The 26,041-nt window shown below is 52.1% G+C and carries 32 protein-coding genes; 6 read left to right on the top strand and 26 right to left on the bottom strand.

What is annotated here, in order from left to right; genetic code table 11:
• Nucleotides 1-3: 3 nt before the first annotated feature.
• From ACE418_RS02930 to ACE418_RS02900, 7 genes are all read right to left on the bottom strand, one after another.
• Nucleotides 4-651 (bottom strand): ERF family protein, encoded by a 648-nt coding sequence (locus ACE418_RS02930; protein ID WP_416449196.1) that lies wholly within the window; start codon nucleotides 649-651, stop codon nucleotides 4-6.
• Complete coding sequence (locus ACE418_RS02925) at nucleotides 648-1,667, bottom strand: DUF1351 domain-containing protein (protein ID WP_416449195.1); 1,020 nt, start codon at nucleotides 1,665-1,667, stop codon at nucleotides 648-650. Before ACE418_RS02925 ends, ACE418_RS02930 begins: the two co-directional genes overlap by 4 nt.
• Before the next feature lies 1 nt (nucleotide 1,668).
• A complete protein-coding gene (locus tag ACE418_RS02920) occupies nucleotides 1,669-1,953 on the bottom strand; it encodes a hypothetical protein (protein ID WP_416449194.1) in 285 nt (94 codons plus the stop codon).
• 92 nt (nucleotides 1,954-2,045) lie between these two features.
• Nucleotides 2,046-2,384, bottom strand: a complete 339-nt coding sequence (locus ACE418_RS02915; protein ID WP_416449192.1) for a LysM peptidoglycan-binding domain-containing protein — start codon at nucleotides 2,382-2,384, stop codon at nucleotides 2,046-2,048.
• On the bottom strand, nucleotides 2,381-2,671 hold the full coding sequence (locus ACE418_RS02910; protein ID WP_416449191.1) for a hypothetical protein: 291 nt from the start codon (nucleotides 2,669-2,671) through the stop codon (nucleotides 2,381-2,383). Before ACE418_RS02910 ends, ACE418_RS02915 begins: the two co-directional genes overlap by 4 nt.
• Before the next feature lie 11 nt (nucleotides 2,672-2,682).
• Nucleotides 2,683-3,486: a phage antirepressor gene (locus ACE418_RS02905; protein ID WP_416449190.1), complete on the bottom strand. Its 804-nt coding sequence runs from the start codon at nucleotides 3,484-3,486 to the stop codon at nucleotides 2,683-2,685.
• A 13-nt stretch (nucleotides 3,487-3,499) separates the two neighbouring features.
• Nucleotides 3,500-3,679: a helix-turn-helix domain-containing protein gene (locus ACE418_RS02900; RefSeq protein ID WP_416449188.1), complete on the bottom strand. Its 180-nt coding sequence runs from the start codon at nucleotides 3,677-3,679 to the stop codon at nucleotides 3,500-3,502.
• A 66-nt stretch (nucleotides 3,680-3,745) separates the two neighbouring features.
• On the opposite strand from ACE418_RS02900, the gene ACE418_RS02895 reads away from it, so the two are divergent.
• The gene (locus ACE418_RS02895) at nucleotides 3,746-4,117 is read left to right on the top strand and encodes a DUF2513 domain-containing protein (protein ID WP_416449187.1); all 372 of its coding nucleotides are present in this window, start codon (nucleotides 3,746-3,748) and stop codon (nucleotides 4,115-4,117) included.
• On the opposite strand, the gene ACE418_RS02890 is transcribed toward ACE418_RS02895, so the two are convergent.
• The gene (locus tag ACE418_RS02890) at nucleotides 4,079-4,348 is read right to left on the bottom strand and encodes a hypothetical protein (RefSeq protein WP_416449186.1); all 270 of its coding nucleotides are present in this window, start codon (nucleotides 4,346-4,348) and stop codon (nucleotides 4,079-4,081) included. The genes ACE418_RS02895 and ACE418_RS02890 overlap by 39 nt on opposite strands.
• A 294-nt stretch (nucleotides 4,349-4,642) precedes the next feature.
• Nucleotides 4,643-4,837: a helix-turn-helix transcriptional regulator gene (locus ACE418_RS02885; protein ID WP_170101957.1), complete on the bottom strand. Its 195-nt coding sequence runs from the start codon at nucleotides 4,835-4,837 to the stop codon at nucleotides 4,643-4,645.
• A 158-nt stretch (nucleotides 4,838-4,995) separates the two neighbouring features.
• Here ACE418_RS02885 and ACE418_RS02880 point away from each other — a divergent pair, with 158 nt between their 5' ends.
• From ACE418_RS02880 to ACE418_RS02870, 3 genes are all read left to right on the top strand, one after another.
• Nucleotides 4,996-5,388 carry a helix-turn-helix domain-containing protein gene (locus tag ACE418_RS02880; protein ID WP_416449185.1) on the top strand — a complete coding sequence of 131 codons (393 nt, stop codon included), beginning with the start codon at nucleotides 4,996-4,998 and terminating at the stop codon, nucleotides 5,386-5,388.
• Nucleotides 5,389-5,400: 12 nt separating this feature from the next.
• Nucleotides 5,401-5,844, top strand: a complete 444-nt coding sequence (locus ACE418_RS02875; protein WP_416449184.1) for an ImmA/IrrE family metallo-endopeptidase — start codon at nucleotides 5,401-5,403, stop codon at nucleotides 5,842-5,844.
• Nucleotides 5,845-6,607: 763 nt separating this feature from the next.
• A complete protein-coding gene (locus ACE418_RS02870) occupies nucleotides 6,608-7,687 on the top strand; it encodes a tyrosine-type recombinase/integrase (RefSeq protein WP_416449183.1) in 1,080 nt (359 codons plus the stop codon).
• Nucleotides 7,688-8,100: 413 nt separating this feature from the next.
• Here ACE418_RS02870 and glyS read toward each other — a convergent pair whose 3' ends face one another.
• From glyS to ACE418_RS02785, 17 genes are all read right to left on the bottom strand, one after another.
• The gene (gene glyS, locus ACE418_RS02865) at nucleotides 8,101-10,149 is read right to left on the bottom strand and encodes a glycine--tRNA ligase subunit beta (RefSeq protein WP_416449182.1); all 2,049 of its coding nucleotides are present in this window, start codon (nucleotides 10,147-10,149) and stop codon (nucleotides 8,101-8,103) included.
• Nucleotide 10,150: 1 nt separating this feature from the next.
• Nucleotides 10,151-11,029: a glycine--tRNA ligase subunit alpha gene (gene glyQ, locus ACE418_RS02860; RefSeq protein WP_287056051.1), complete on the bottom strand. Its 879-nt coding sequence runs from the start codon at nucleotides 11,027-11,029 to the stop codon at nucleotides 10,151-10,153.
• 410 nt (nucleotides 11,030-11,439) lie between these two features.
• On the bottom strand, nucleotides 11,440-11,862 hold the full coding sequence (locus ACE418_RS02855; protein WP_416449180.1) for a F0F1 ATP synthase subunit epsilon: 423 nt from the start codon (nucleotides 11,860-11,862) through the stop codon (nucleotides 11,440-11,442).
• 3 nt (nucleotides 11,863-11,865) lie between these two features.
• On the bottom strand, nucleotides 11,866-13,284 hold the full coding sequence (gene atpD, locus ACE418_RS02850) for a F0F1 ATP synthase subunit beta (RefSeq protein WP_298590608.1): 1,419 nt from the start codon (nucleotides 13,282-13,284) through the stop codon (nucleotides 11,866-11,868).
• Between the two features lie 40 nt (nucleotides 13,285-13,324).
• Nucleotides 13,325-14,188, bottom strand: a complete 864-nt coding sequence (gene atpG / locus ACE418_RS02845; RefSeq protein ID WP_416449179.1) for an ATP synthase F1 subunit gamma — start codon at nucleotides 14,186-14,188, stop codon at nucleotides 13,325-13,327.
• Between the two features lie 3 nt (nucleotides 14,189-14,191).
• On the bottom strand, nucleotides 14,192-15,727 hold the full coding sequence (gene atpA, locus ACE418_RS02840) for a F0F1 ATP synthase subunit alpha (RefSeq protein WP_416449178.1): 1,536 nt from the start codon (nucleotides 15,725-15,727) through the stop codon (nucleotides 14,192-14,194).
• Nucleotides 15,727-16,293 (bottom strand): ATP synthase F1 subunit delta, encoded by a 567-nt coding sequence (gene atpH / locus ACE418_RS02835; protein ID WP_416449177.1) that lies wholly within the window; start codon nucleotides 16,291-16,293, stop codon nucleotides 15,727-15,729. The genes atpA and atpH overlap by 1 nt, the downstream gene beginning before the upstream one ends.
• A 4-nt stretch (nucleotides 16,294-16,297) precedes the next feature.
• Entirely contained in the window at nucleotides 16,298-16,795 is a 498-nt protein-coding gene (gene atpF, locus ACE418_RS02830) for a F0F1 ATP synthase subunit B (RefSeq protein WP_014016846.1), read from the bottom strand.
• A gap of 38 nt (nucleotides 16,796-16,833) precedes the next feature.
• Nucleotides 16,834-17,091, bottom strand: coding sequence for a F0F1 ATP synthase subunit C (atpE, locus tag ACE418_RS02825; protein ID WP_014016847.1), 258 nt, complete (start codon nucleotides 17,089-17,091; stop codon nucleotides 16,834-16,836).
• A 40-nt stretch (nucleotides 17,092-17,131) separates the two neighbouring features.
• A complete protein-coding gene (atpB, locus tag ACE418_RS02820) occupies nucleotides 17,132-17,803 on the bottom strand; it encodes a F0F1 ATP synthase subunit A (RefSeq protein WP_296916208.1) in 672 nt (223 codons plus the stop codon).
• Nucleotides 17,804-17,822: 19 nt separating this feature from the next.
• Complete coding sequence (locus ACE418_RS02815) at nucleotides 17,823-18,191, bottom strand: ATP synthase subunit I (protein WP_416449175.1); 369 nt, start codon at nucleotides 18,189-18,191, stop codon at nucleotides 17,823-17,825.
• A gap of 19 nt (nucleotides 18,192-18,210) precedes the next feature.
• Nucleotides 18,211-18,486: an AtpZ/AtpI family protein gene (locus ACE418_RS02810; RefSeq protein ID WP_416449174.1), complete on the bottom strand. Its 276-nt coding sequence runs from the start codon at nucleotides 18,484-18,486 to the stop codon at nucleotides 18,211-18,213.
• 180 nt (nucleotides 18,487-18,666) lie between these two features.
• A complete protein-coding gene (gene wecB / locus ACE418_RS02805; RefSeq protein ID WP_416449172.1) occupies nucleotides 18,667-19,812 on the bottom strand; it encodes a non-hydrolyzing UDP-N-acetylglucosamine 2-epimerase in 1,146 nt (381 codons plus the stop codon).
• 39 nt (nucleotides 19,813-19,851) lie between these two features.
• Complete coding sequence (locus tag ACE418_RS02800) at nucleotides 19,852-20,889, bottom strand: glycosyltransferase family 4 protein (RefSeq protein ID WP_298590592.1); 1,038 nt, start codon at nucleotides 20,887-20,889, stop codon at nucleotides 19,852-19,854.
• Nucleotides 20,890-20,916: 27 nt separating this feature from the next.
• Nucleotides 20,917-22,275 (bottom strand): PFL family protein, encoded by a 1,359-nt coding sequence (locus ACE418_RS02795; protein ID WP_416449171.1) that lies wholly within the window; start codon nucleotides 22,273-22,275, stop codon nucleotides 20,917-20,919.
• 11 nt (nucleotides 22,276-22,286) lie between these two features.
• Nucleotides 22,287-22,559 carry an ACT domain-containing protein gene (locus tag ACE418_RS02790; protein ID WP_014016854.1) on the bottom strand — a complete coding sequence of 91 codons (273 nt, stop codon included), beginning with the start codon at nucleotides 22,557-22,559 and terminating at the stop codon, nucleotides 22,287-22,289.
• A gap of 123 nt (nucleotides 22,560-22,682) precedes the next feature.
• On the bottom strand, nucleotides 22,683-24,320 hold the full coding sequence (locus ACE418_RS02785) for an alpha-D-glucose phosphate-specific phosphoglucomutase (protein WP_416449170.1): 1,638 nt from the start codon (nucleotides 24,318-24,320) through the stop codon (nucleotides 22,683-22,685).
• Between the two features lie 177 nt (nucleotides 24,321-24,497).
• Between ACE418_RS02785 and ACE418_RS02780 the strand changes: the two genes are divergently transcribed.
• Nucleotides 24,498-25,253, top strand: coding sequence for an exodeoxyribonuclease III (locus ACE418_RS02780; protein WP_416449169.1), 756 nt, complete (start codon nucleotides 24,498-24,500; stop codon nucleotides 25,251-25,253).
• A gap of 25 nt (nucleotides 25,254-25,278) precedes the next feature.
• Nucleotides 25,279-25,782: a hypothetical protein gene (locus ACE418_RS02775; RefSeq protein WP_416449168.1), complete on the top strand. Its 504-nt coding sequence runs from the start codon at nucleotides 25,279-25,281 to the stop codon at nucleotides 25,780-25,782.
• Nucleotides 25,783-26,041: the final 259 nt, after the last annotated feature.

Here is a 26,041-nt window from a genome sequence, read left to right as displayed (position 1 = left end):
GTCTTATACGCCTTCCATCAGTGCGGCGTCGTCGGCCGCCATAGCTGCCTTTACCCATACATTGAATTGTTCGTAAAAGGCCTTGGCCTCTGGCAATGTCAATTCGGAGAAACGGTTCTTATGGTACTTTTCTTTGACCAATGGCAGGACGAACGCCGTAGCCCCATTTTGCCGCGCCCAATCAGTAACCAGCTGAAAATATTCACGAACCGTCTGCGGTACACCGGCCGGAACGGAATTATTTTCCGTTTGTGGTGTGGTATTGAGTTGATCTGAATCTTTCGAGTCATCAATACAGAACAGCCCGTTTAGCGCATATTTTCTAGCATATGAAGATGAACTTCCGGTTACCTGGCTATCATCCATGCCTTTGCGGGAAACGGGTTCCCTTGCCAATGCCGATACAGATACCTGTTCACCATCCCCGGTATCAATCAACGTGGCAGTAGCTTTAATGTAATACCGGTCCCCGATAAGGACTACGTCATCACTCATAAGGAGTGTAAGTCCTTGTTCACTGAGCAGGGGTTTAGCTGATTCGACAATGTCTTCACAGCTCCGATAAGCATATTTACCAAAATTATTGTATTGTGATTTCGGGGCTTTCAGCCTCATCTGAATGCTCGTTAACTTACTGTAAATTGCGCTCATGCCTCATTAGCTCCTTTTATCTCATATTCAAATCCCAACGAATCTAATTTTTCCTGCAACTGTTCTAGATCCGATTCCCCCATGACGCCGTAAAAAATAACATTGACGTTGTAAGTCGGAATTTCTGGCACTACAGGTTCGTTGGCAACGGGTTCGTTGATAGCAGGTTCCTGGACAGCGGGTTGCGGAATATTTTCCGATTCATGCGCGTCCGCCTCACGACGTTCAGCTTCGCGGCGAATAGCTTCTTGACGCGCTAATTCACGACGTTCAGCTTCCTGCCGGGCGGCCAATTCGATTTCTTTTTGCCGTTTAACGTCGGCTTCTACGACTTCCTTAATTTCATTAAATGGAATGTCGTTGTTCGCCATATTCAGATACTTTGTGGGATTAAGTGGAGTGGCCAAGCCAGACGTGCTATTAGCCATTGTGACAATGGTTTTGACCATTTCACGCTTTTCTTCAATCATTTTTTTCTTTTCTTCGTCTGCCGTTTGCATCGCCAGCAGTCGGGAAACTTCCCTGTCAATAGCAACCGTGGTTTCTGACCATTTCGCGGTCTTGTTGTACCACCGCTTATCAATGTTTAATTTGACGATATACGCTTCTTTGAGTCCGGCGACTTCCGCTTTCTTGCTGAACTCTGAATTAATCGCGTTGTCCAACGATTCCAGGCGCTGTGTTTCGTAGCGATCTAATTGTTTCCGCAACGGTTTTTCAACGTCCTCAATGATGATAGCCAATGCATCGCACTGGCTCTTGAATAAATGGGAAGGCTGATTCAAGAGCTGCTTCCCTTCCCGCTCAAATTTCTTCAAGCCAGTTCGCAAGGAAACGACTTCGCGCAACGCTTTCTGGCTATCTTCTACGTTTTCATCGGTGACAACCAAATTGGCATATTTTTCTGTTACGGCCTGGAGATAATTCTTCACATCATCCATATTCCAGGCTAATGCCGTCGGTTCATTTGTGATTTCCGGTGTTACCGGAAGAATAGTGTTTGTTACGTTTTTCATGTTATGCTGCTCCTTTCGCCATTTCGGCCCGTGTTAATAATTCGTCAAGCTCTTCACGGGTTTCTTTATTAAGCTCATCTTCAATCGTCCATAATGCCAACTGAAAGGCGCCTACCAGGCTGTCAAAATCAACATAGTCATCATCCCGGCTGTCAAGCATTTCGTTGCCAATAGTTTCCAGCCGTCCGCAGTGAACTCGTTGGCCTATCATTATCAGTTCTTCACCAATATCCATACGCTCATGGATATTGGAAATGTCATTATGGAATCGTGCTAAATTATCCATTGACTCCCTCAACTTTCTGCCTTATAATTAAGACAATCAATTAAATATCCAAGCATCTAGCCTCTGTAGCTCTCTCGTAACCGTCGGGAGAGCTACTTTGCTATCACGATTTTTTGACCTACTTTGAGGTCAGCGTCCGGTGCGATGTTGTTCAGCTTTGCAAGGTCGTAAATGACTTCGCGAATGTCCTGGTCATCGCTGGATAATTCGGCGGCTATATCCCAAAGGGTTTCCCCTTCTTCGACATAGTGTATTTTTTGAATTTCAGCCGCCTTCTGCTGGTATGCCAGCTTCGCGCCTGCGTACCAGCCAACGCCGCAAGCCGTGGCAAGGGCCAGTGTAAAGGCGACGGCGCTGGCAATCCGCTTGAAAAGCTTACGATCGCGCCGCTTTTCTTCCGGCATATGGTCACGTATTTCAATCGCTTTCATAATTTCACCGCCTCTCTCAAAAACTCATAAATTCGACTCAACTTTTCTCTCAAGGCTCTGTTCTCTTCGGACAGGGCCTTATTTTCGCTTTTCAATCTTTCCCATTCCAGCGGCCCGTGCGCTGGCTCCTTATATTCGCAAAGGGCCAGCACGTCCGCCGCCCGGTAGAACGTGCCGGGAACGTTGTACAGGCGTTTCAGCCTGCCGTCGTTCTCCATTCTTGATATGGTCTGCCGGGAACACCGGAATAGCTCTTGCAATTCTTCGGAGCTGTATAGAAGTTTCATGTTATCAGCTCCTAGTGCCCTGCTTCCTGGTCGCCACGTTCAATCATGGGGAGAATATCGTGGCTCTTGAGAAATTCGTACAAGAACAAGCGTCCTTTCTGCGTCCATTCAGTTTGCATGTTGCAGTCTGGTTGACCGTCTGTATGGACAAAATCAAATGTCTTGCTATGCGTGTATCCCTTAGCTTGATACTTCGCATATAAGAACCACTGTTTACCGATTTTATAGATGACATGCAGCTCATGAAGCAGTTTGTTGAACCCTGTAGCACTCATGCCGTAGTCTTTGGCAATGGCTGTCGTTGTGACTGTCCCCTTGCTGGATAAGATACGGTCGGTATAATCGGCCTTTGGTTTTAATTCGCCGATTACCTGTTTTGCACTGGCCGCTTCCAGTTCAGCATGTTTCCTTGCTTCCCGTTCGGCTTTTAGTTCTGTAGCTAGTCGAATAAGCGTGTCTGGATTTAGCAGGGCTTCTTCTATCTTTTCCGGGGTCATGTACGCCCCATGCTTCCGGATCGCCGGGAGAACTTCGTCAGCCAGGACTGCCTGGAACTTCTGGGCCACTTCGTTGCTGGCCTTGAATCCAAGTCGGTACACCATGTTTTCCGGGAGAAAATCATCTTTCGCAACATCTTGCGAAAAACCAAATTCTTTTAAATAGCGGTTTACCGTTCTCCATCTGACGTATTCAACTTCGCCTTTACTTTCAGTAAATCCGAATCCTCGTGCCACGTCTTCGGCGTTCAGATAGGCCGTCCCTGTTTCCTTATCTAGGTATCCGTGAACATTGTTGATATTCAAAATTTCATTCATGGTTCTGCTCCTTTCAAATCAAATCTGTAACCTCGCATTGGAGTGCTTCTGCAATCCGGTACAAGGTGGAAAGTTTTACGTCTGCACCGTGTTCTACATCCCACAAGTTGCGGTATGCCAACCCGGTGTTTTTTGCCAGCCAGTACAGCGACTTTCCTTTCTGCTGTCTGATCCGCTTAATGTTGTTCTTCATTTAAAAATCACCTCGCGTTTGATATAATGTTGTAAAAGGAATATACCCATAAAGTGAGGTGATACTATGGAACGTAATCTCGAACTAATCAGGCTTTTGCTTTTTTGGATTAAAGATAACTGCGATGGTGTTCACACATATTCGGCCCGCCAAATAAGGCTGGATAGCTATTCACTGGCTGAAATAAATTTCAATCTCAGATTAATGATGGATTCAAATTTCATTGCCCTTGACCCATCACCGAGAGCTAACCCCAATGCCAAAATTATCCAGTTCAGCCGATTAACAAATGACGGTTTTGATTTCATTGACTCCATCCGTGAAAACTCGGTTTGGAATAAGGTAAAATCCAAAGTGGAAGAACTGGGTTCCAGCTGCACATTGGCAGTTATCAAAGAGTTAGCGATTCATGTCCTGGAAAGCACTGCTAAGCCGTGAATTAAAGCAATGCTTTAAAATATCGCTCATATCTTTTTCAAAATACTCAACCATATCCTTATTGACGGGGATTTCTTGGTTTAGCTGTACCAATCTAAACATTCGGTCTATTTGACGTTTAAACAAGTCCCACTCTTCGTATGTAACTCCGTCGAGAAGCTGAAGAATTTGTCTAAACTTTTCGCTTTTAAGCTCTGCATTATTGCGGGGCTTTTCTTTTTCTGTCATCATGCCACCGCCTTTCATGTGAAACAATCATTCTGGCTACTATCACCATTATTTGGTCAACAGCTGTATCAGTCGTAATGTTTTTACTAAGCAGATGATTATATTAATAGCGCTCAGTGGGATGAGTACCCACAACCACTTTTGTATCTGCCTGCCGTTCGCTGTATTCGTAAATTTGTACGGATTGGAGAACAGCCATTTGACCATGTTGGGGCCTTTGCTTTTGCAAGGACTTTTTGTTTCGCTCACGTTGTCACCGCCTTTCATTTTGAAATATTATATTTCTTTTTGAAATGTTTAAGGCGCAAAAATAGAGTCCAACGTCGTATGTAAAACCTTGGCTATGTTTTTTGCTGTCTCTACGTCTGGCTTTCTATCACCAGATTCATAGAGAGAGATTGCCGTCTGACTCATACCTAACAGCTGTCCTAGTTCGACTTGCGTCAAACCGCGTTTATCTCTAAACTCTTTTATTTTGTTTTTCGGTTTCAAGGCTATCACCCCTTTCTTGCTACACCATTATTATATTTCAAATCGAAATAAATGTCAATGATTATTTCGTAAAGAAATTTGAAAAAATAGCAATTCTGAAATATAATTATTTCATAGAGAAATATTACATACTGAAATAATTAAAAGGCGGTGACACTATGAAAATTGGAGACAGAATGAAGAAGCTAAGAGAAGAAAAAGGATTAATGCAACAGGACGTTTGTAGTGCATTGGATATTGAACAAAGCACACTTGCGAACTATGAAAACAATCGTCGTGTACCCAAAACAGACATTTTAATCGAAATTGCCAATTACTATGGTGTATCACTGGACTATCTTGTCGGCAGAACAGACGATCGTTTTGATAGCTCAAAGCCTCGTCCCAAGGATTTAAATAAGTTTTTGCAACAGTCGGAAATTATATTTGATGGCGATACCTACAATCTTACAGACGAAGACCGCGATTTAGTTATGAAGTCTCTTGAGGTTGCCTTTTTAGCGGCAAAACGAGCGAACAAACGCAAAAAAGGCGACACTCCTACTAAATAGAGGTGTCGCCTTATGGTCAGAAAAAATATAAAATTACGCGTCAAGAACCTGGTACGGAAAATGGGAACGGCCAGTCCATTGCAAATAGCAGATATGATGAGGATACCCATTGTATACGCAGAACTGCCTAAAGGTATCCGTGGGTATCTTACAAGGCCGTTGCGCCGGAAGGTCATTGTGCTCAACGACAAATTGGACGAACGGGAAGTCCCTATTGTCGTTGCTCATGAGTTAGGCCACGCACTGATGCACGGAGCGTCCGGAACATTCCACGCCGATACCGTGAACTACTGCAATGCACGAAGCGAGTACGAGGCCAATATGTTTGCACTGTATCTTCTCTCCTACTGCTACGATATAGACGAACGTCTCTTACAAGCTGCCCCCAGGAATCGTGACGTGATGACATACAAAGAAGCCCATTTATTGCTGTGCAGGTGTATTGAGAGGTGGTAAACATGCTAATACTAATAATGATTATAGCGATAATCCTGTTTGTTATTTATTTCGTTATTATTCTCAATGGTCAAAGTGGTAAAAAGTCGCGTGACCTTGCGATGATACTAAAGAAATGCAAACCAATGTTTAATAAAATGAAAGCAATACAAAACGGAACGTTCACGCCTCAAATGATCGTAGAGGAAAACTATGACCCAGTAGATGATTTATATGCTCTATGTTTGAAATACAAATCACTTTCCGAAGTTGTGAAAAGGCATAATGCAACTAAAGCTGATTTTAATAGTTTGTATATCTACTTATTAGTAACTTGCCCAATGTTTAGTAAAGAGGGAAATTTTGTCCCAGTATCTGCGTTTGCTTTTTCTCCGACGTTAGAATACCTTCTAAGGAATAAGAATAGAACGGAGAACATATCTCCTGTGTTTTTAATGAATTACTTTAATATCTAATTTCATATCGTCATTAAGGGTAACAAAAATAAGCCCACATGGATACCATGCAGGCCTATTCCCGATTCCAACAGGGATGGAGACAGCGGCCAGCCCCAGGAGCAAGGGAATTCTAACCCATACCGCGGCTGGCAGATGGCGGCGGGGCTACTCCCATTCCGGGAACCCAGCTTTATTCCTTCACGAGCTGGCCTGTTTCCATTATATCATATTCTTTATTCTTTTCAAAAAGTTGCAACGTATTTATTTCCGTTGCAGACTCGTTCCATTCGTTCCATCTTCACGGCTGGTCAATCCAGGAGGCAGCTATGTATAACATCAATCACAACTTTACATACCGTCAGAAGGATAAAGGCTGGCAAGTCATACTTTCCTATAAAGACGGTGATAAATGGCGTCAGAAGAGCAAACAGGGCCTAAAAACCAAACAGCAGGCAAAGGCCGTTGGCGACAAACTCTTATCTGAGCTTCAAAGAACATTTGTACCCTCATCGAATGAGCTGGCAGGAATCACGCTCCGTGAATTCGTACCTATCGTCATCAAAGACAAAAAACTGGCACCGTCGACGAAATACGCCTATGAACGCGTACCTGTTTTCTTTAGTGACATTGCCGACAAGGTCGTATCCCAAATAACGACGTCTGACATAATCTGCGTCATTGCCACGAAAAAAAACACTATGTTAGATAGTACGATTCGACACCGCCTGGCGATGCTGAACGCCGTTTTTGCCCATGCTATCAACGTATATGGGATTGCTGTGAGGAATCCAGTACAAGCGGTTCCCAAGGCCAAGCGGAAAAAGCGTCCGTCGATCAAGGCCATTTCCCGGGATGATTTCAAAAGGCTAATGGAAAGCCATAGCGGTAAAAATCATGAAATGTGCAAGTTATGTTGTCAGATAGCTTACTACACGGGAATGAGGTTCGGAGAAATGGTTGGTCTTACATGGGATGACATTTCCTTCGATTGTCAGCAGATAACCGTCAAAAGACAGATAAGGAGATACTACCACAACGGTGTCAATACCTATGCCATCGGCCCATTGAAAACGGCAAATTCTTACAGGACTATCCCTATCCCGGATGTACTCATCGAGGCATTAAAACAATGGAAAGGGAAAACCGTTTCAGAATCGGTTCTAGGCTTCACAGGTTCCAACACGCAATTAATCAACCGTTGGATAAAGAAAACGCTCCCAAACACGAGCATACACGATTTTAGGCACACATACGCCACGAACCTGTTGGCAAATGGCGTAGACATTCAAACCGTCGCCGCCTTGTGTGGGGATTCCGTAGGAACCATCATTTCTACCTATCTTGACTTTACAGAAGAAATGAGAAAGAAGGCCGCCCAAAACGTCGATACCATCTTTACGAAATGATTTTTGACGAATTTTTGACGGCCCTCTATCGGGATGCTATGAAACGGCACTATTAAGCCATTTTTTCTTTGTTCGGTTATAACCTATTATTATATCATATTTTTCATTTTTGGCCATGGAATTTCCGCTTGATCCACGGGATTCGCGGCGGGCCGCTGCGAACTGCGGGCCGCCTAGCCACAGCTGTCCGTTTTGGCAACCGTCTTGTTCTTCCCTGCGGTCAGCACCTGACGGGCCAAAAAGGGCCTAATATGGGAGGCTTAGGCTCCCCTCATAGGGGAGCTGGCAGCTCTGCTGACTGAGAGGTTGCTTTTTACGAGCCGAGGGTTTCCCGAAGCGATGTTGTCCACCTGAGTCTGTCGCCGCGCAGCGGCACTGAGTCCGAGACGAACCACTAGCCACTAGCCACGAAATTACGCCAATTTCTTGATGTCGCCTAAGGGCTGGATGAGGCTGTAGGTCAGGGCCAGGAGGTGGAGACGGTTTTCTTTGACCGCTTCGTCTTTGTGCATGACCAGGACGTTGTCCAGGAAGTCGTTGATGGCAGCGATGCCTTCGGAGAGGACTTCGGCTACGCCTTCATAGTCATAGACGGCGTATTTCTGCGGCAAGTTGACCTGCATGGCCTGGCAGGCACTGTAGAGTGCCTTTTCTTCTTCCGTTTCAAAGAGGTCCGGGTTGACGTCGGTATCGTCGGCGCCTTTGATCATGTTGCTGACGCGGGTGAAAGCCTGCAGGAGGTCGGTCTTGCCCATGATGTCGGCGTCGATGAGGGCCTGGGCACGGCGGGCTTCTTCGTAGGCGTTGAGCGTATCCGAAGCCAGGACGCAGTCGATGATGTGGTAATCCATACCCTTATCCTGGAAGATGTTCTTCAGACGCAGGGTGAAGTAGTCGTCGAGCTGACCCATGACTTTGGCTGCGTCTTCCCCTTCTACGCCGAGGAGGTTGAGGACGAAGGCAAAGACTTCATGGCAGTTGAGGTTCCAGCCGGCATCCATGAGGATGTTGAGGATACCGATGGTCTGGCGGCGCAGGGCGAAGGGGTCCTGCGAGCCCGTCGGGATGAAGCCGCGGCTGAACATGCCCGTAATGGTGTCGAATTTGTCGGCAATGCCCAGGACCTTGCCCATATCGGTCTGCGGCAGGACGTCGCCGGCAAAACGCGGCTGGTACTGTTCGTTGATGGCTTCGGCTACGCCGGCATCTTCGCCGTCGATGAGGGCATATTCCTTGCCCATGACGCCCTGGAGTTCCGTGAATTCCATGACCATCTGTGTAGCCAAATCGGCTTTAGCCAGGAGCGACGCCCGCTGTAATTTGGCATCGTCCAGGCCGAGGTCGAGTTTATGGTTGAGGAAGACCGTAATCTTTTCCAAGCGCTGGGCTTTGTCGTAGAGCGTGCCCAAGCCGTCCTGGAAGACGATTTTCTTCAATTTTTCCGTATAATCGACGAGCTTATGCTTCTTGTCTTCTTCAAAGAAGAACTTGGCATCATCCAGACGGGCGCGGAGGACGCGTTCGTTACCGTGCTGGACCGTTTCCAGATGGTAGTCGTTGCCGTTGCGGACGGTCAGGAAGAGGTTCATGAGCTTGCCGTCTTTATCGCGCATGGGGAAATAACGCTGGTGATCTTTCATCGGCGTGATGATGGCCGCTTCCGGCAGTTTCAGGTAGTCTTCATCGAATTCACCGCAGAGGGCTGTCGGGTATTCGACGAGGTAGACGACTTCTTCCAGGAGGTCGTCGTCCATGATGATCGTACCGCCCTTTTCGTCAGCCAGTTTCTGCAGGCCTTCGAGGATCATCTGTTTGCGGATTTCCGGATCGACGATGAGGAAATGTTCCTTGCACGTTTCTTCATAGGCTGCCGGGCTTTCGATGACAAAATCGCCAGTGCCCAGGAAGCGGTGGCCGCGGCTGACATTGCCCGATTTGACGTTGGCCAGTTCAAAGGGGATGACGTCTTTGTCAAAGAGGGCGACGAACCAGCGGATAGGACGGACGAAGTGGAAGTCCAGGCTGCCCCAGTGCATGCTCTTGGGGAAATTGAGGCCCGTGACGATACCTTTCATGAGGTCCGGCAAGAGGCCTGCCGTGTCGGCGCCGACGCTGGTGACATTGGCATAGACGTAACCGTCTTCGACGACCAGGTCCTTGACGTCGATTTTCTGGCCCCGGGCAAAGCCCATCGCCGCTTTGGTCGGATTACCGTCGGCATCATAGGCGATCTTGACCGACGGGCCTTTATGTTTGGCCGATACGTCGGCCTGTTTTTCAGCGACGCCCTTCATGAGGAGAGCAATGCGGCGCGGCGTACCGATAGTACGGATCGATTCATAGGCGATATGGGATTCGCCAAAGGATTTCCCGGCCAGGTCCCGGACCTGGGAAAGGATACTCGGCATATAATGAGCCGGGATTTCTTCAGTACCGATTTCAAGTAACAAATCTTTGCTCATCTTATTTTTCCTCCTTATTCAGCATCGGGAAACCTAATTTTTCACGCTGTTCCAAGTACGCTTTGGCGCAGGCCCGTGCCATGTTGCGGACGCGGCCGATGAAGGCAGCCCGTTCGCTGACGCTGATGGCGCCGCGGGCGTCGAGGAGGTTGAACGTGTGCGAGCATTTCAATACATAGTCATAGGCCGGAAGGACGAAGCCGGCTTTGATGACCCGCATGGCTTCTTTTTCATATTCATCGAAGAGGTGGAACAAGAGATCGGCATTGCTCAATTCAAAAGCATACGTCGACTGTTCGACTTCGTTCTGATGGAAGATGTCGCCATACGTGACGTCGTCGTTCCATTTGAGGTCATAGACGTTTTCAACGCCCTGGATATACATGGCCAGGCGTTCCATGCCGTATGTGATTTCCGACGAGACCGGAGCGACGTCGATGCCGCCGACCTGCTGGAAATAGGTGAACTGCGTAACTTCCATGCCGTCGAGCCAGACTTCCCAGCCCAGGCCCCAGGCGCCGAGTGTCGGCGATTCCCAGTTGTCTTCGACGAAACGGATATCGTGTTCGGCCGGATTGATGCCCAGCGTTTCCAGGCTCTTCAGATAGAGTTCCTGGATGTTGTCCGGCGACGGTTTGCAAATGACCTGGAACTGATGATGCTGGTACAGGCGGTTCGGGTTGTCGCCATAACGGCCGTCAGCCGGGCGGCGCGACGGTTCGACATAGGCGACGTGCCACGGTTCCGGCCCGAGCGTGCGCAGGAAGGTAGCCGGGTTCATGGTCCCTGCCCCTTTTTCTACATCATACGGTTCATAAATGATACAGCCCTGAGAAGACCAAAAGCTCTTCAATGCAAATATCATGTCTTGAAAATTCATCGTATTCCCTCCTAAATACAAAAAAGTCCCTGTAACACATGACATGTTACAGGGACGAGTATACGTACCCGCGGTTCCACCCTGATTGGTCCAAAGACCCGCTTGATTCATCGGCCATACACATCGAAAGACTTCCGGCCGCGGCCTTCAGAGCGCCTTCCGCATCGGCAGCAGGCTCACACTGTCCCTGCTTCGCTGAGGATGATACGTACTTACTCTCCTGCATCGCCTATTGATTTGTACGAACCCTATCATAGCAGAGATGAGGGGAAAAGTCAATTATTTTGTGGTTAGGGGTTAGGGGTTAGGGATTAGGGATTAGGGGTTAGGGGTTAAAAAGGGACTGTCTTTGACGACAGTCCCTTTTTCTCAGCAATGGTCCTTACTAGCAACGAACCACTAATATTTCATTATTGCTTGCCGTATTTTTCGGCGACGTCCAGGCGGCGCAGGGCTCTTTGCAGGGCCGCTTCGGCACGGGTCACGTCGAGGTCGGCAGCGCGTGCAGCCAGGCGGTCTTCGGCGCGTTTTTCAGCCGCTTTGGCGCGGTCGACGTCGATGTCTTCCGGTTTTTCTGAAGCCGGCGTGATGACCGTGACCGTGTTGCCATGGACTTCCAGGAAGCCCGAAGCGACGGTGACGCACTGGCGCTGTCCGCCTTTATCATAGCACAGGGGCCAAATCGACAGGGACGCGATGAGCGGCGCATGGTTGGGCATGATGCCCAGATCGCCGTCCAGGGCGCGGACGAGGACGAAATCCACGTCTTCATGGAGTACGGCAGCATCGGGTGTAATGACTTCCAAATGGAGGGTCTTTCCTGCTTCTGCCATAGACTATTCCCCTTTCAGTGTCTTGGCCTTTTCGTATGCTTCGTCGATATTGCCGACCATGTAGAATGCCTGTTCAGGCATGTCATCGCATTTGCCGGACAAGATTTCCTTGAAGCCTTCGATGGTTTCTTTCAGCGGTACATAGCGGCCTTTCTGACCGGTGAACTGTTCAGCGACGGCGAACGGCTGGCTGAGGAAACGCTGTACCTTACGGGCACGGGCAACGGTCAGCTTATCTTCTTCGGACAGTTCATCGATACCCAGGATGGCAATGATATCCTGCAGGTCTTTGTACTTCTGGAGGATTTCCTGGACGGCACGGGCCGTGTTGTAATGGTCATCGCCGATGACGTGCGGGTCGAGGATACGCGACGTCGAATCGAGAGGATCGACGGCCGGGTAGATGCCCAGTTCGGCGATTTCACGGGCCAGGACGGTCGTGGCGTCCAAATGGGCGAAGGTAGCAGCCGGAGCCGGGTCAGTCAAGTCATCGGCCGGGACATAGACAGCCTGGACCGATGTGATGGACCCGTCTTTGGTCGACGTAATACGTTCCTGCAGGGCGCCGACGTCGGTGCCCAGGGTCGGCTGGTAACCAACAGCCGACGGGATACGGCCGAGCAGTGCCGAAACTTCGGAGCCGGCCTGGATGAAACGGAAGATGTTGTCGATGAACAGTAATACGTCCTTGTGTTCTTTATCGCGGAAGTATTCTGCCATGGTCAGCCCGGTCAGGCCGACGCGCATACGGGCTCCAGGCGGTTCGTTCATCTGGCCATAGACGAGGGCCGTCTTGTCGATGACGCCGGATTCTTTCATTTCGTTCCAAAGGTCATTGCCTTCACGCGTACGTTCACCGACGCCGGTGAAGACGGAATAGCCGCCGTGGCCGGTAGCGACGTTATGGATGAGTTCCATGATGAGGACGGTCTTGCCGACACCAGCGCCGCCGAAGAGGCCGATTTTGCCGCCTTTGGCATAAGGGCAGATGAGGTCGACGACTTTGATCCCCGTTTCAAAGATTTCCGTTTCCGTCGCCTGGTCCTGGAATTTCGGGACCGGACGGTGGATCGGCCAATAATCATCGGCTTCGACTTTGGCATCGACTTTGTCGACGGTCTGGCCGAGGACGTTGAAGATACGGCCCAGGACACCTTTGCCGACGGGGACCTTGATGGGGCCGCCCGTATTTTCAGCTGCCATGCCGCGGACGAGGCCGTCCGTCGAGTCCATGGCAACGCAGCGGACGACGTCGTCGCCCAAATGCTGCATGACTTCTACAACCAGGTCGATCTTCTGGTCGCCTTCGCCACCGGTGATATGGATGGCGTTGTAGATGGCGGGCAAGTCTGCTTCCGAGGCAAACCGCACGTCGACGACCGGGCCGATGACCTGGACTACTTTCCCAATATTATTACTCATGAAGAGGTACTCCTCTCTTTCAGAATGATCGCCAGGCGGCTTACTGCAAAGCGTTGGCGCCGCTGACAATTTCCGTCAGTTCGTTGGTGATACCAGCCTGACGGACTTTATTGTAGGTAACAGTCAATTTGTCGATCAGTTCGCCTGCGTTGTCCGTAGCCGACGTCATGGCCGTCATACGGGCACCGAGTTCACTGGCAGCGGACTGAAGGAGGCTGTTGTAAATGAACAGATCCAGATACTGCGGCAGCAAGGCGTCGAGGACGAGCTTGGGATCCGGCGCGAAGAGGTATTCTTCCCGCGGTCCCCCTTCCTGCTGGCCTTCCTTCTGGGTAATGGGCAGCATCTTGACGATGCGCGTGTCCTGGGACAGGGCCGACTTGAAGTGCGTATAAATGACGTAGACTTCGTCGACTTCGCCATCGAGGAACTTCTGCGTCGCCAAGTGGGCTATCTGCTGGGCATGGCTGAACTGGGGCTTGTCGGAAAAACCGGCCCACTTCTTTTCCGGCACCAGGCGCAGGTGCTTGAGGTACTCGATGGGCTTGCGGCCTGCGACGAGGAGCATCGATGCGTCGCGGGGCTTGTCCTTGAGGACCGACACGATGGCCTTGTTGACATTGGAATTGAAAGCACCGGCCAGCCCTTTGTCCGAACCGATGATGATGTAGCACGTCTTCTTGACCGAATCATGAGGCGTGAACAAGGGGTTGCCCGCATCGGGCGAAGCCGCAGACAGGCGCTGCAGCATGCCTTCCATCTTTTCGGTATACGGGGCGGTAGCCACGGCCCGATCCTGTGCACGGCGCAGTCGTACGGAGGAAACCATCTTCATGGCCTTAGTGATCTGCTGGGTATTGGTGACGGATTTAATACGTCTGTTTATTTCGCGTGCACTCGGCATAGCTTATTCCTCCTCTTTGATCAGTTCGTGAGAAGCGCCGTACTGCTTGGTGTATTCAGCGATAGCCTTTTGCAGCGTAGCTTCTGCGTCTTTGCCGAGTTCCTTCGTCGACTTGATGCTTTCGCCGACTTCGGGATAGTTGCTGTGCATGAACTTGATGAAGCCATCCGCAAACTGGGAGACTTCTTCAACCTGTACCGGCATGAGGTAGTTCTTGACGGCCAGGTAAATCTGCATGACCTGGTCTTCGACAGGCATCGGCTGATACTGCGGCTGGATGAGGAGCTGCATCGTCCGTTCGCCGGCGTCGATCTGGGCTTTCGTGCTCTTATCGAGGTCGGAACCGAACTGGGCGAAAGCGGCCAGTTCGCGGTACTGGGCCAGGTTCAGGCGGAGCGTACCGGCGATTTTCTTCATGGCCTTGATCTGAGCCGAACCACCGACACGGGAAACGGAGAGGCCGACGTTGATAGCCGGGCGGATCCCGGAGTTGAAGGCTTCCGTTTCCAGGAAGATCTGGCCGTCTGTGATGGAAATGACGTTGGTCGGGATATACGCCGACAAGTCACCGGCCAGGGTTTCGATGATCGGCAGGGCCGTAATCGAACCGCCGCCGAGGTCGTCGGACAATTTAGCAGCTCGTTCGAGAAGACGGGAATGTAAGTAGAATACGTCGCCCGGATAAGCTTCACGTCCTGGCGGACGGCGGAGGAGCAGACTCATGGCGCGGTATGCCTGCGCATGTTTGGACAAGTCATCGTAGACGCAGAGGCAGTCCTTGCCCTGGAGCATGAAGTATTCAGCCATGGAAACGCCGGAATACGGAGCCAGGTACTGGAGCGGTGCGCCGTCGGAAGCGGTAGCAGCGACGACGATAGTATAGGCCATAGCGCCGTGTTCTTCCAGGGTCCGGACGACACGGGCAACGGTCGAAGCCTTCTGGCCGATAGCGACGTAGACGCAGATGACGCCAGTGTCCTTCTGATTCAGGATGGTATCGATGGCGATGGCCGTCTTGCCGGTGCCACGGTCACCGATGATGAGTTCACGCTGGCCACGGCCGATAGGGACCATGGAGTCGATAGCCTTGAGGCCTGTCTGGAGCGGTACTTTGACCGGCTGGCGGTCAGCAATCCCAAAGGCTTTGACTTCGATGAGGCGTGAATCTTTGGTCTTGATTTCCCCTTTGCCATCAATAGGCATCCCCAAGGGGTTGACAACGCGGCCGACCATGGCTTCGCCTACGGGCACACGCATGACGCGGCCTGTACGGCGGACCGTGTCGCCTTCTTTGATGAGGGCGTCATCACCGAGCAATACGGCGCCGACGTTGTCTTCTTCCAGGTTCAGGGCCATGCCGTAAACGCCGTGCGGCAGTTCCAGCAATTCCCCGGACATGGCTTTGTCCAAACCGTAAATGTGGGCAATGCCGTCCCCGACTTCCAGAACGGTGCCGACATCGTCGACGTTCATTTCCACATTATAATCTTCGATTTGTTTCTTGATTATAGCCGTTATTTCTTCTGGCTTCATTTTCATTATTCGTCCGTCACCCCATTCGTCACGTCAGCCTGGAGCAGTTTATGCTGCATATCGCGCAGCTGCCGCCGGAGGCTGCCGTCTATTAATTTGTCGCCGATCTGGATGACCATGCCGCCGATGAGCGACGGGTCGACGTAGTACAGCGGTTCGATGTGCTGACCCGTCATAGCTTCCAGGCTGGCAACCAGTTTCGTTTCTTCTTTCTTGGACAGCGGTTTGACGACGCGGATCTTGGCCACTTCGATGTGCTGTGCCTTGCGGGCCAAATCGATGAACCCGTCGATGGCCAGCAGCAGGGCCGCTTCACGGCGCCGGTCGATCATGACGTACATGAATTGCAGGACGATCGGCGAAACGCTGTCTTTGAATATCTTTGCAAGTGTGTCTTTCTTAGACTGCGGCGGTACGAGGGGATGATTCAGGAATTTCCATAAATCGGGATTTTCCTGGAACGTATCCCGTACGCCTTTCAGTTCTGTTCCGAACTCAGTAAGCTTCTTCTGTTCGCTGGCAATGTCGAACATCGCCTGGCTGTATTTGCTATAGATCGTTTCGGGTATCATAAGATCAGTTCCCCTTTACGCGGTGCGTCTGGAGCTGGTCGATGCAATCGGCTACCAGTTTGGCGTTCATGTCAGGATCCATGTTTTTCTGGAGCAGTTTTTCTGCCACAGCCATCGACAGTGTGACTACTTCATTACGCATTTCCCGGATAGCCGCTTCCCGTTCGTTGGCGATTTCCGTCTGGGCGATCTGTTTTTCCCGGGCAATCTGGGCGCGGATGGCTTCCAGCTGGGCCTGGGCTTCTTTGTCGGCCTGTTTGACAGCTTTGTCGACAATGGCCTGGGCTTCGGCACGGGCGTCGCGGATCTGAGCTTCATAATCAGCTTTCATCTTTTCTGCCGTTTCCCGGGCTTTGGCTGCGTTATCGAGGTCCGAGGCAATCTTGTTGCGGCGGTCTTCGAGGACTTTGAGCAGCGGTTTATAAGCGAACTTTGCCAGAATGGCAACTAACACGAAGAAGTTGATGAACTGGAACAGCAAGGTACCATTAATACTAACCAATGTACTTCCCTCCCCGGCTGTATATTAGAATCTTCGGATTAGAGCAGGCTGACGAACGGATTGGCGAAGACCAATACGATAGCGATGACAGCTGCGATAATCGGCATGGATTCGATCAGGCCGATGGAGATAAGCATGTTGACCAGGAGTTTGCCGCCCATTTCCGGCTGGCGGGCCGTACCTTCGAGCATCTTCGATGCGGCATGGCCGTCACCGATAGCAGCGCCGAGAGCTGCCAAACCAATACCTAAGCATGCACCAAATGCAGATAATGCCAATACGAGAGCTTTTTCCATAGTAAATAACCTCCTAAGTTGTAACGGTATCTGAGCTTTCTTAGTCTTCCGTAAAGGACGGTGCCAGATACGATGTAGTCAGAATGGTGAAGATGAATGCCTGGATGAGGCCGATGACGAAACTGAAGAGCAGCCAGATCATCGGGACAGCGACAGGCACGAGGAAGTACAGGACTTCCAAGAGGATTTCCCCAGCCAGGATGTTACCAAAGAGACGGAAGGCCAAGGTCAAAGGCTTGGTGATTTCTTCCATCAGATTGATGATGACAAACGGCGCGAAGGGCTTGAAGAAGTGCTTGAAATGCTTTTTGAACCCCTGGTTCTTCAAGGCCATGAAATGGACCATAAAGGAAGAAACCAGTGCCAGGGCGACAGTCGTATTCAAGTCGTTCGTCGGCGAAGCCAGGACGTGCGGATTCGGCAGCATGCCCAATTCGTTGGCGAAGAGGATGAACAGGAACATCGTCAGCAGGACCGAGACGACCTGGCCGTATTTCGGCCCCAAGGTTTCCCGGAACTGATCGAGCAGTGCTTCGATGACGATTTCCATGGCGTTCTGAAGTCCTGACGGGACAAGGGACCGGCCCCTTGTCGCAGCGACAGTGACGATGATGACCAGGGCTGCGACCAGCCAGGTCATCATGAGCGTATCCAGGTTGACATTCAGACCCAGGAGCTGGACGACCATATGATGCCCTGCATGTAATTCCATACGCAATACCTCCTTTCCTTTACCGTCTGAGACGTGCAGTCAGTACATCTGCAAAGACGATGACGCGGTACGAAAAGATACCGGCCACGGCAGCCCCCAGGGAAATGGACGGGAACTGCAGGATGACGATGACGGCCAGGCAGATGAAGACCAGCCGGAACACGGCACCGCCGCGGATGAATGACGCCGCCTGCCCGGGCGGCAATTTTAAGGCCCGTACCGAACGGCTGCTGAGCATGAAGAAATAAACGATGTTCAAGCCGCTGCCGATACACCAGCCACTTATGTACTGCCACCAGCCTCCCAGAAAAAGGACGACTGTGACGATACACGTAAAACCAATGAGCTTGTATATAGTTGCCTTGACATAGGCATAAAATGCTTCCATAGGCTATCCTCCGTGACATTCACTTGCGCAGATGCCGGCCATGATGCGCCTCGTCCTGCTGATAGGACAATGCCTTCTTATATAAGGTCCAGAACCCGGAGATGGCACCGATGAGGGAAAAGAGGATCAGCCCCCACGGCGACGTCCCGGCATGGACATCGATGAAGCGCCCTATGGCGACGCCGACACAGATGCAGACGAAGAGAGACAGGCCTAAGGAACCGGCTATGACGACAATATCCCAAAGCTTCATGTGATTTAATTTGTCATCGTGAGAATCATCATGATGTCTCATACTACATACACTCCTGCTCGGGCGATGGCAGTTTTCCATAACCGTCAGGCATAGTATATATATACTGCCAGCAACGATTATTCGCTTATTTTAGCACGGAAAATCTGGAAAAGCAATATAAATTTTAAGAAAAATACAACTATAGCTAAAAACAATTCTCATTATAGCCATAGATAATTTCTAGCGGCTGAAGTCAGCTGGAACGTCCCCTTCCCCGGCAAAGACGTGGAGGATGGCCTGGACGATGCGCTGCGAAGCCTTGCCGTCGCCGTAGGGATTGACGGCGTTGCTCATGGCGTCGTAGGCGGACTGATCCGTCAGGAGGCGCTTCGTTTCGGCATAGACGACGTCCTTGTCGGTGCCGATGAGGCGTACCGTGCCGGCTTCGACGGCTTCCGGCCGTTCCGTCGTATTGCGCAGGACCAGGACCGGTTTGCCCAGGGACGGTGCTTCTTCCTGGATGCCGCCGGAGTCGGTGAGGACCAGGCTGCTCAGGCTCATGAGATTGGCAAAAGGTTCATATTCCATGGGGTCGATGAGGTGGATGCGGTCGACGCCGGCCAGTTCCTCTTCGACGACTTTGCGCACCAGCGGATTGCGGTGGACGGGAAAGACGATTTCCGTATCGGGGATCTCTTCGATGATGCGGCGCAGGGCTTTATAGATGTGGCGCATCGGTTCGCCCAGGTTTTCCCGGCGGTGCGTCGTCAGGAGGATGACCCGGTGGTTCTTGAAATCGACGGATTTCAGGTCGTCGCCGAAGTCATAGTCGCCGGCGACAGTCGTCATCAACGCGTCGATGACGGTATTCCCCGTCACATAGATATGAGAAGGATTCACATTTTCCTTGAGCAGATTAGCCTTGGCCGTGGCTGTCGGTGCAAAGTGGATGGCGGCGATGGCACCGGTCAGTTTGCGGTTCATTTCTTCCGGGAAGGGCGAATAGATGTCCCCTGTCCGCAGACCGGCTTCGACGTGGCCTACCGGGACCTGCTGGTAGTACGATGCCAGGGCACCGGCAAAAGTCGTCGTCGTGTCGCCATGGACCAGGACCAGGTCGGGCTTTTCCTTGGCCAGGACATCTTTCAGGCCCATAAGGGACTTGGTCGTGATGTCATATAGTGTCTGGCCCTGGGACATGATGTCCAGGTCATAGTCCGGTGTAATCTGGAAGAGATCCAGTACCTGGTCGAGCATCTGCCGATGCTGGGCCGTAACGGCGACGATGGTCTGGATCTGGTCGGCATGTTTCTGTAATTCCAGTACGACAGGCGCCATCTTGATGGCTTCCGGCCGCGTACCGAATACAGTCATTACCTTGATCATAATAAAAAAACCTCCTTATAAGACAACCGATTCCACCCACTACTGTTTGTGGGTAGAATCGGTCGTTGATTTGCGCAATATGCCAATGCGTTTTGCCGAATAAATGATGACGGCAAGAACGACCAGGACAGTCACGATACCCGTCTTATAGCTCACGTTGGCTACAAAGAGGGCTACGATGCCGAGAATCATGCTGACAAAATACATTATTAATACGGCTTGCTTCTGTGTCATGCCCAGGGCCAGCAGGCGATGATGCAGGTGGCCCTTATCAGGCTGGAAGATGGGGACGCCGCTCATCTTGCGGCGGATGATAGCAAACATCGTATCGAGGATCGGCAGGCCCAGGGCGATGATGGGCACGACGAGAGCCACGGTGGCTGCCGTCTTGACCAGGCCCAGCACGGCGGCGACGGACAGGGTATACCCGAGGAGCATACTACCCGTATCGCCCATGAATATCTTGGCCGGGTTGAAATTGTACTGCAAGAAGCCCAGGGCGGCCCCTGCCATGGAGACGATGACCAGGGCCGGCAGGAACTGGTTCAGGTTATAGGCCAGGAGGAACATCGAAATGGATGCGATGAATGCGACACCGGCTGCCAGGCCGTCGAGGCCATCGATGAGGTTCACCGTATTGGTGAAGCCGATGATCCAGAAAATCGTCACGGGAATGGCAATGATTTCCGGCAGGACGATGATATCACCAAAAGGATTGGTCAGCCATTCGATCTGGATGCCAAAGGCAATGGGGATGCAGGCGGCCAGGATCTGGCCGACGAGCTTGACCTTGGCCGGGATATTGCAGATGTCGTCCCAGATGCCGACGGCGACGATCGCCGTGCAGCCCAGGAGCATCCCGACCAGTTCATGCTGCAAAGGCACGCAGAACAAGACGGCTGCCATGAAGCCGATATAGATTGCCAGCCCGCCGAGCCGCGGGATGACATGAGTATGTACCTTTCTGGCATTGGGCCGGTCCACGGCGCCGATCTTGATGGCGAGTTTCTTGACGCTCGGCGTCAGGAGATAGGAAACGACTAATGCGATAACAAAGGGTACAACATATTGGAGCACAACACACGCCTACTTTCCATTAATCTATCAGTTCGTCAGACTCCGCATGGGCGCCGGGATACGGCCGCCGCGGGCGATGAATTCATCTGACTTGTATTTATTGACATTGATGATCGGGCAATGGCCGAGGAGGCCGCCGAATTCAACATTGTCGCCGACGTCCTTACCCGGTACGGGGATGACGCGGACAGCTGTCGTCTTGTTGTTGATCATACCGATAGCCGCTTCGTCGGCAATGATGGCCGAAATGGTCGATGCCGGCGTATTGCCGGGGATGGCGATCATGTCGAGGCCGACCGAGCAGACACAGGTCATGGCTTCCAGTTTTTCCAGGCTCAGGCTGCCGCGGCCGACGGCTTCGAGCATGCCCTTGTCTTCGCTGACCGGGATGAAGGCCCCGGACAGGCCGCCGACGCGGGACGAAGCCATGAGGCCGCCCTTCTTAACAGCGTCGTTGAGGAGCGCCAGGGCTGCCGTCGTACCGCAGGCACCACAGCTTTCCAGGCCCATTTCTTCCAAAATCGAGGCGACGCTGTCGCCGACAGCCGGTGTCGGAGCCAGGGACAGGTCGATGATGCCAAAGGGCATGTTGAGGCGCTTCGACGCTTCCATGGCGACGAGCTGGCCGACGCGGGTGATCTTGAAGGCCGTCTTCTTGATGGTTTCGGCGACGACGTCAAAGGGCTGGCCTTTTACCTGTTCCAGAGCGACTTTGACGACGCCCGGGCCGCTGACACCGACGCTGATGCACGAGTCGCCATTGGTGACACCGTGGAAGGCACCGGCCATGAAGGGGTTGTCTTCGACGGCATTGGAGAAGACGACGAGTTTGGCACAGCCTAAGGCATCCTGGTCTTTCGTCCGTTCTGCCAGGTCCTTGAAGACGCGGCCCATTTCAGCAACAGCGTCCATGTTGATGCCGGCTTTCGTCGAGCTGACGGCGACAGAACTGCAGACGAGGTCGGTTACGGCCAGGCTTTCGGCGATGGAATCGATGAGGATGCGATCGCCCTTGCTCATGCCCCGTTCGACGAGGGCCGAGAAACCGCCGATGAAGTTGATGCCGATTTCCTTGGCTGCCTTATCGAGGGTCCGGGCGATGTCGACGTAACTCGTCAGGTCGCTGGCGCCGGCAACGAGGCTGATAGGCGTCACGGATACGCGCTTATTGATGATGGGCACGCCGTATTCGCGGGAAATGGCTTCCCCCGTTTCGACTAAGTGTTCACCGTATTTCGTAATCTTATCGTAAATATTGTTGCACAACGTCTTGCCGTCGCTGGCACAGCAGTCGAGGAGGCTGATGCCCATGGTAATGGTGCGGACGTCAAGGTTGTTCTTCTGAATCATCTGATTCGTTTCAAGTACGTCTTGGATTGTCAGCATATCATTTCTCCTTAGCCTACACGATGCATTGCATCAAAAATAGCCTGGTTCTGCGCCCGGATTTCAACGCCGAGGGCATCGCCCTTCTGTTTGAGCAAATCCTGTAAGGTATCTAAGGTGATGTCGGAATTATCCATATCTACGATCATGGCCATATTGAAAATACCATCTAAAATGACCTGATTGATTGTCAAGATGTTGACTTTATTTTCTGCCATGATCTGGCTGACGGCGGCGATGATACCGGTGCGGTCCACGCCAACTACGGTGATTACAACTTTCACAGCTGTCCACTCCTTTTCGTTATTAAATTCCATGCTTCCCTATTATAGCACAGGTAGCGTACTGAATTCCACTGTCTGCATACGAAATGATAGAATTGCCGACAAACTGCCATATATAGGGCCCTATTTATTCAACGCCTTGCTGATGAGGGCCTTGCCTTCTTCCAGGAGCTTGCCGGCCTGGTCGGGCGAGACGAAGCTTTCGGCGTATAATTTGTACAGGTCTTCTGTGCCGGATGGGCGGGCGGCGACCCAGCCGTCGTCGGTCGTGATCTTGACGCCGCCGATGGCGAAATCACCGTACGGGGACTTGGAGAGGACGGCCGTAATCGGGCTGCCGCACAGGGTCTTTTCCGTGACGTCGGCTTCGGTGAGGGCGCTGATTTTGGCTTTTTCCTCCAGCGTTGCCGGCGCATCGCTGCGCATGGTATAGGGGCGTCCCAGTTTTTCGCAGAGGTCGTTGTAATATTCAATGGGCGACTTGCCCGTGACGGCGCGGATTTCAGCAGCCAACAGGCACATGATCATGCCGTCCTTATCGGTCGTCCAGACGCTGCGGTCTTTGGCGATGAACGAGCCGCCGGCACTTTCTTCGCCGGAAAAGGCGATCTTGCCATCCGTATAGAGGGGCCCGAAATACTTGAAGCCGACCGGGACTTCATAGAGCGGGATGTCCAGGAGCTTGGCCGCCCGGGCGAGCATATCCGTCGTAACGACGGTCTTGGCGATGCCCAGGCCTTCGAAATTGCGGTGTGTCATGAGGTAATGGGCAGCGACGGTCAAAAAGGCATTGGCCGAAATCATGCCTTCTGCGCCGGAGACGATGCCGAAGCGGTCGTAGTCCGGGTCATTGGCCAGGATGAGGTTGTAATCCGAAGCCTGGCCGGTGACGGCCGACATGACGTAAGCCGACGAGCAGTCCATGCGGACTTTGCCGTCGTGGTCATAATTCATGAAGGTGAACTGCGGGTCATACGTATCGTTGACGAAATCCAGGTCCAGGTGGTACACCTCGGAAATCTGATGCCAGTAATTCATGCCCGACCCGCCCAGGGCATTGACCAGGATGCGCAGCTTGGCGTCGCGGATGGCGTCCATGTCGATGATGGAGTCCAATTCGGCCACGTAGAGGCCCTTGTAATCATACGGGACGACGAAGGCGCTGTCCTTGGCCTGGTCATAAGCCATCATCTGGACGCCTTCATTGTGGCCGGCCAGGAGGCGGTTGGCTTCCGTTTCGATAGCCTTGGTGATATCCGATCCGGCCGGGCCGCCGGTGATGGGATTGTACTTGATGCCGCCGTGTTCCGGAGGATTATGGGACGGCGTGATGATCAGGCCGTCAGCCAAGCGGTTTTCACGATGGCTGTTATAGCGCAGGATGGCCCGCGAGACAGACGGAGTCGGCACGAAATCGCCAACGCTGTCGACGTACGCCGTGACGCCATTGGCTGCCAGGACGGACAAGACCGTTTCATAAGCCAGTTTCGACAAGTAATGGGTATCTTCGCCGACGAACAACGGCCCTTCGGCACCGAACTGTTTGCGGAAGTTGCAGACGGCCTGGGTAATGGCCGCTACGTGGTCCTGAGTAAAGCTGCCGTTGCCGGCCTGGCCACGATGGCCGGACGTGCCGAAACGGACCTGCTGATGAGGATCCGAGACATCGGGATGCGTCGTATGATATGCCGCAGCGATGGCTTTCAAATCAATGTAATCTTCTTTTCTTACTTTGGTACCTGCCAATTCATGTACTGCCATACTATCACCTGCTTCATTATTTTGACAATCGCACAGCGATTTTATACAATAAGGACGAGTATGCGTGATTCCATACACGCTATTCCATGGCTGTACGTCATCATTGTTATAGTTTATATTCATTATAACAAAAAATGTATCAATATCCTAGATATATAAGGAAGAAAGGTGATTTACATGACAAAATTTATTTCCTGGAACGTCAACGGCCTGCGGGCGGCCATGAAGAAAGGTTTCATGGATACCTTCCAGGCCCTCGATGCCGACGTCTTCTGCCTGCAGGAAACGAAACTCCAGGCCGGCCAGATCGACCTGGACCTGCCGGGCTATGAACAATACTGGAACTACGCCGACCGCAAAGGCTACAGCGGCACGGCCATCTTCACCCGCCTGTCTCCCCTGTCCGTCCGCTACGGCATGGGCATCGACGAGCACGACCACGAAGGGCGCCTGATCACCCTGGAATTCCCGGAATACTACTTCGTGACCTGCTATACGCCCAATTCCCAGAGCGAGCTGGCCCGCCTGCCGTACCGCATGAAATGGGAAGACGACTTCCGCCAGTACCTGCTCAGCCTGCACCAGGACAAGCCGGTCATCGTCTGCGGCGACCTCAACGTAGCCCACGAAGAAATCGACCTCAAGAACCCCAAGACCAATCATAAGAACGCCGGCTTCTCCGACGAAGAACGGCAGAAGATGACCGACCTCCTGGCGTCGGGCTTCACCGATACGTGGCGCTACTTCTACCCCGACGTGACCGGCATCTATTCGTGGTGGAGCTACCGCTTCAAAGCCCGTCAAAACAACGCCGGATGGCGCATCGACTACTTCCTGACCACGCAGGACCTCGATGACCGCCTGGAAAAAGCCGCCATCTATACCGATATCACCGGCAGCGACCACTGCCCGGTCGGATTGGAATTGAAATGATTTTTTTCGTAAAGGAGCGATTCACATGTTAAAGAAACTGACCTTCGCCTTACTGGCCTGCACGGCCCTCGCCCTGCCCCAGGCCTTTGCCCTGTCTGTCCTGCCCGAAGCCGGTGTCAGCCTCGGCGTCGGCACGAAAGAACAGTACGCTGAAGCCAAAGTCCTGCCGCGGACGACGATCGGCTATAAACGGGCCGACCGCGACCAGTACGGCAACCAGAACGACATCTACGCCAAATACAACGTCATCGGCTCGAAAGTCCAGCTCCTCGGCGGCTGGCGCAATAATATTGACAATCAGTCGAGCTCGACATCCTTCTACGGCGGCATCGGCGTCGCCGCACCACACATCCTCGGCCTCCAGCCCTATGCGACCTACGTCAAGGGCTCGCACTTCGCCGAAGCCCAGGCTGGCCTCAATTACAACATCGCCTTCGGCTGGGGCCTGAACGTCAATTACCATAACTACATGCCCGAAGACGGCGACAACGAACATGGCGTCGGCGCCGGCGTAACCTTCCATTTTTAAAAACGCCGGCCGCAGTTCGCCGGCCGTCGCAGTCCCAAGGACCGCATCCGTAGGGGCCGTCCCAGGGGCGGCAAAAGGCAACCTCTCCGGCCCTATGGGCCACCTCTCCTATCAGGAGAGGCTTAAGGCTCCCTTTATAGGGGAGCTGGCAGCGTAGCTGACTGAGAGGTTGTTTGCCATTACAAAAAGAGGCTGTCGCATTAAGACAGCCTCTTTTTACGTTGATCGTAGGTCGTTCATCGTTTGTCGTATGGGATTA

Source organism: Megasphaera jansseni (genome assembly GCF_047974155.1).
GTDB lineage: Bacteria > Bacillota > Negativicutes > Veillonellales > Megasphaeraceae > Megasphaera.
The sequence above is the reverse complement of the archived record's forward strand: the minus strand, read 5'-3'. Positions and strand labels throughout refer to the sequence as shown.

What these genes read in the sequence shown, in the direction of transcription:
- atpG (WP_416449179.1), bottom strand. Translation starts at nt 14,188, where the DNA reads ATGCCGAGTGCACGCGAAATAAACAGACGTATTAAATCCGTCACCAAT.
- ACE418_RS02910 (WP_416449191.1), bottom strand. Translation starts at nt 2,671, where the DNA reads ATGAAACTTCTATACAGCTCCGAAGAATTGCAAGAGCTATTCCGGTGT.
- ACE418_RS02855 (WP_416449180.1), bottom strand. Translation starts at nt 11,862, where the DNA reads ATGGCAGAAGCAGGAAAGACCCTCCATTTGGAAGTCATTACACCCGAT.
- atpA (WP_416449178.1), bottom strand. Translation starts at nt 15,727, where the DNA reads ATGAAAATGAAGCCAGAAGAAATAACGGCTATAATCAAGAAACAAATC.
- ACE418_RS02880 (WP_416449185.1), top strand. Translation starts at nt 4,996, where the DNA reads ATGAAAATTGGAGACAGAATGAAGAAGCTAAGAGAAGAAAAAGGATTA.
- glyQ (WP_287056051.1), bottom strand. Translation starts at nt 11,029, where the DNA reads ATGAATTTTCAAGACATGATATTTGCATTGAAGAGCTTTTGGTCTTCT.
- ACE418_RS02795 (WP_416449171.1), bottom strand. Translation starts at nt 22,275, where the DNA reads ATGCTGACAATCCAAGACGTACTTGAAACGAATCAGATGATTCAGAAG.
- ACE418_RS02775 (WP_416449168.1), top strand. Translation starts at nt 25,279, where the DNA reads ATGTTAAAGAAACTGACCTTCGCCTTACTGGCCTGCACGGCCCTCGCC.
- glyS (WP_416449182.1), bottom strand. Translation starts at nt 10,149, where the DNA reads ATGAGCAAAGATTTGTTACTTGAAATCGGTACTGAAGAAATCCCGGCT.
- ACE418_RS02915 (WP_416449192.1), bottom strand. Translation starts at nt 2,384, where the DNA reads ATGAAAGCGATTGAAATACGTGACCATATGCCGGAAGAAAAGCGGCGC.
- ACE418_RS02905 (WP_416449190.1), bottom strand. Translation starts at nt 3,486, where the DNA reads ATGAATGAAATTTTGAATATCAACAATGTTCACGGATACCTAGATAAG.
- ACE418_RS02900 (WP_416449188.1), bottom strand. Translation starts at nt 3,679, where the DNA reads ATGAAGAACAACATTAAGCGGATCAGACAGCAGAAAGGAAAGTCGCTG.
- atpB (WP_296916208.1), bottom strand. Translation starts at nt 17,803, where the DNA reads ATGGAATTACATGCAGGGCATCATATGGTCGTCCAGCTCCTGGGTCTG.
- ACE418_RS02810 (WP_416449174.1), bottom strand. Translation starts at nt 18,486, where the DNA reads ATGAGACATCATGATGATTCTCACGATGACAAATTAAATCACATGAAG.
- ACE418_RS02890 (WP_416449186.1), bottom strand. Translation starts at nt 4,348, where the DNA reads ATGATGACAGAAAAAGAAAAGCCCCGCAATAATGCAGAGCTTAAAAGC.
- ACE418_RS02925 (WP_416449195.1), bottom strand. Translation starts at nt 1,667, where the DNA reads ATGAAAAACGTAACAAACACTATTCTTCCGGTAACACCGGAAATCACA.
- ACE418_RS02780 (WP_416449169.1), top strand. Translation starts at nt 24,498, where the DNA reads ATGACAAAATTTATTTCCTGGAACGTCAACGGCCTGCGGGCGGCCATG.
- atpE (WP_014016847.1), bottom strand. Translation starts at nt 17,091, where the DNA reads ATGGAAAAAGCTCTCGTATTGGCATTATCTGCATTTGGTGCATGCTTA.
- atpD (WP_298590608.1), bottom strand. Translation starts at nt 13,284, where the DNA reads ATGAGTAATAATATTGGGAAAGTAGTCCAGGTCATCGGCCCGGTCGTC.
- ACE418_RS02895 (WP_416449187.1), top strand. Translation starts at nt 3,746, where the DNA reads ATGGAACGTAATCTCGAACTAATCAGGCTTTTGCTTTTTTGGATTAAA.
- ACE418_RS02815 (WP_416449175.1), bottom strand. Translation starts at nt 18,191, where the DNA reads ATGGAAGCATTTTATGCCTATGTCAAGGCAACTATATACAAGCTCATT.
- ACE418_RS02920 (WP_416449194.1), bottom strand. Translation starts at nt 1,953, where the DNA reads ATGGATAATTTAGCACGATTCCATAATGACATTTCCAATATCCATGAG.
- ACE418_RS02930 (WP_416449196.1), bottom strand. Translation starts at nt 651, where the DNA reads ATGAGCGCAATTTACAGTAAGTTAACGAGCATTCAGATGAGGCTGAAA.
- ACE418_RS02875 (WP_416449184.1), top strand. Translation starts at nt 5,401, where the DNA reads ATGGTCAGAAAAAATATAAAATTACGCGTCAAGAACCTGGTACGGAAA.
- ACE418_RS02785 (WP_416449170.1), bottom strand. Translation starts at nt 24,320, where the DNA reads ATGGCAGTACATGAATTGGCAGGTACCAAAGTAAGAAAAGAAGATTAC.
- atpH (WP_416449177.1), bottom strand. Translation starts at nt 16,293, where the DNA reads ATGATACCCGAAACGATCTATAGCAAATACAGCCAGGCGATGTTCGAC.
- wecB (WP_416449172.1), bottom strand. Translation starts at nt 19,812, where the DNA reads ATGATCAAGGTAATGACTGTATTCGGTACGCGGCCGGAAGCCATCAAG.
- ACE418_RS02870 (WP_416449183.1), top strand. Translation starts at nt 6,608, where the DNA reads ATGTATAACATCAATCACAACTTTACATACCGTCAGAAGGATAAAGGC.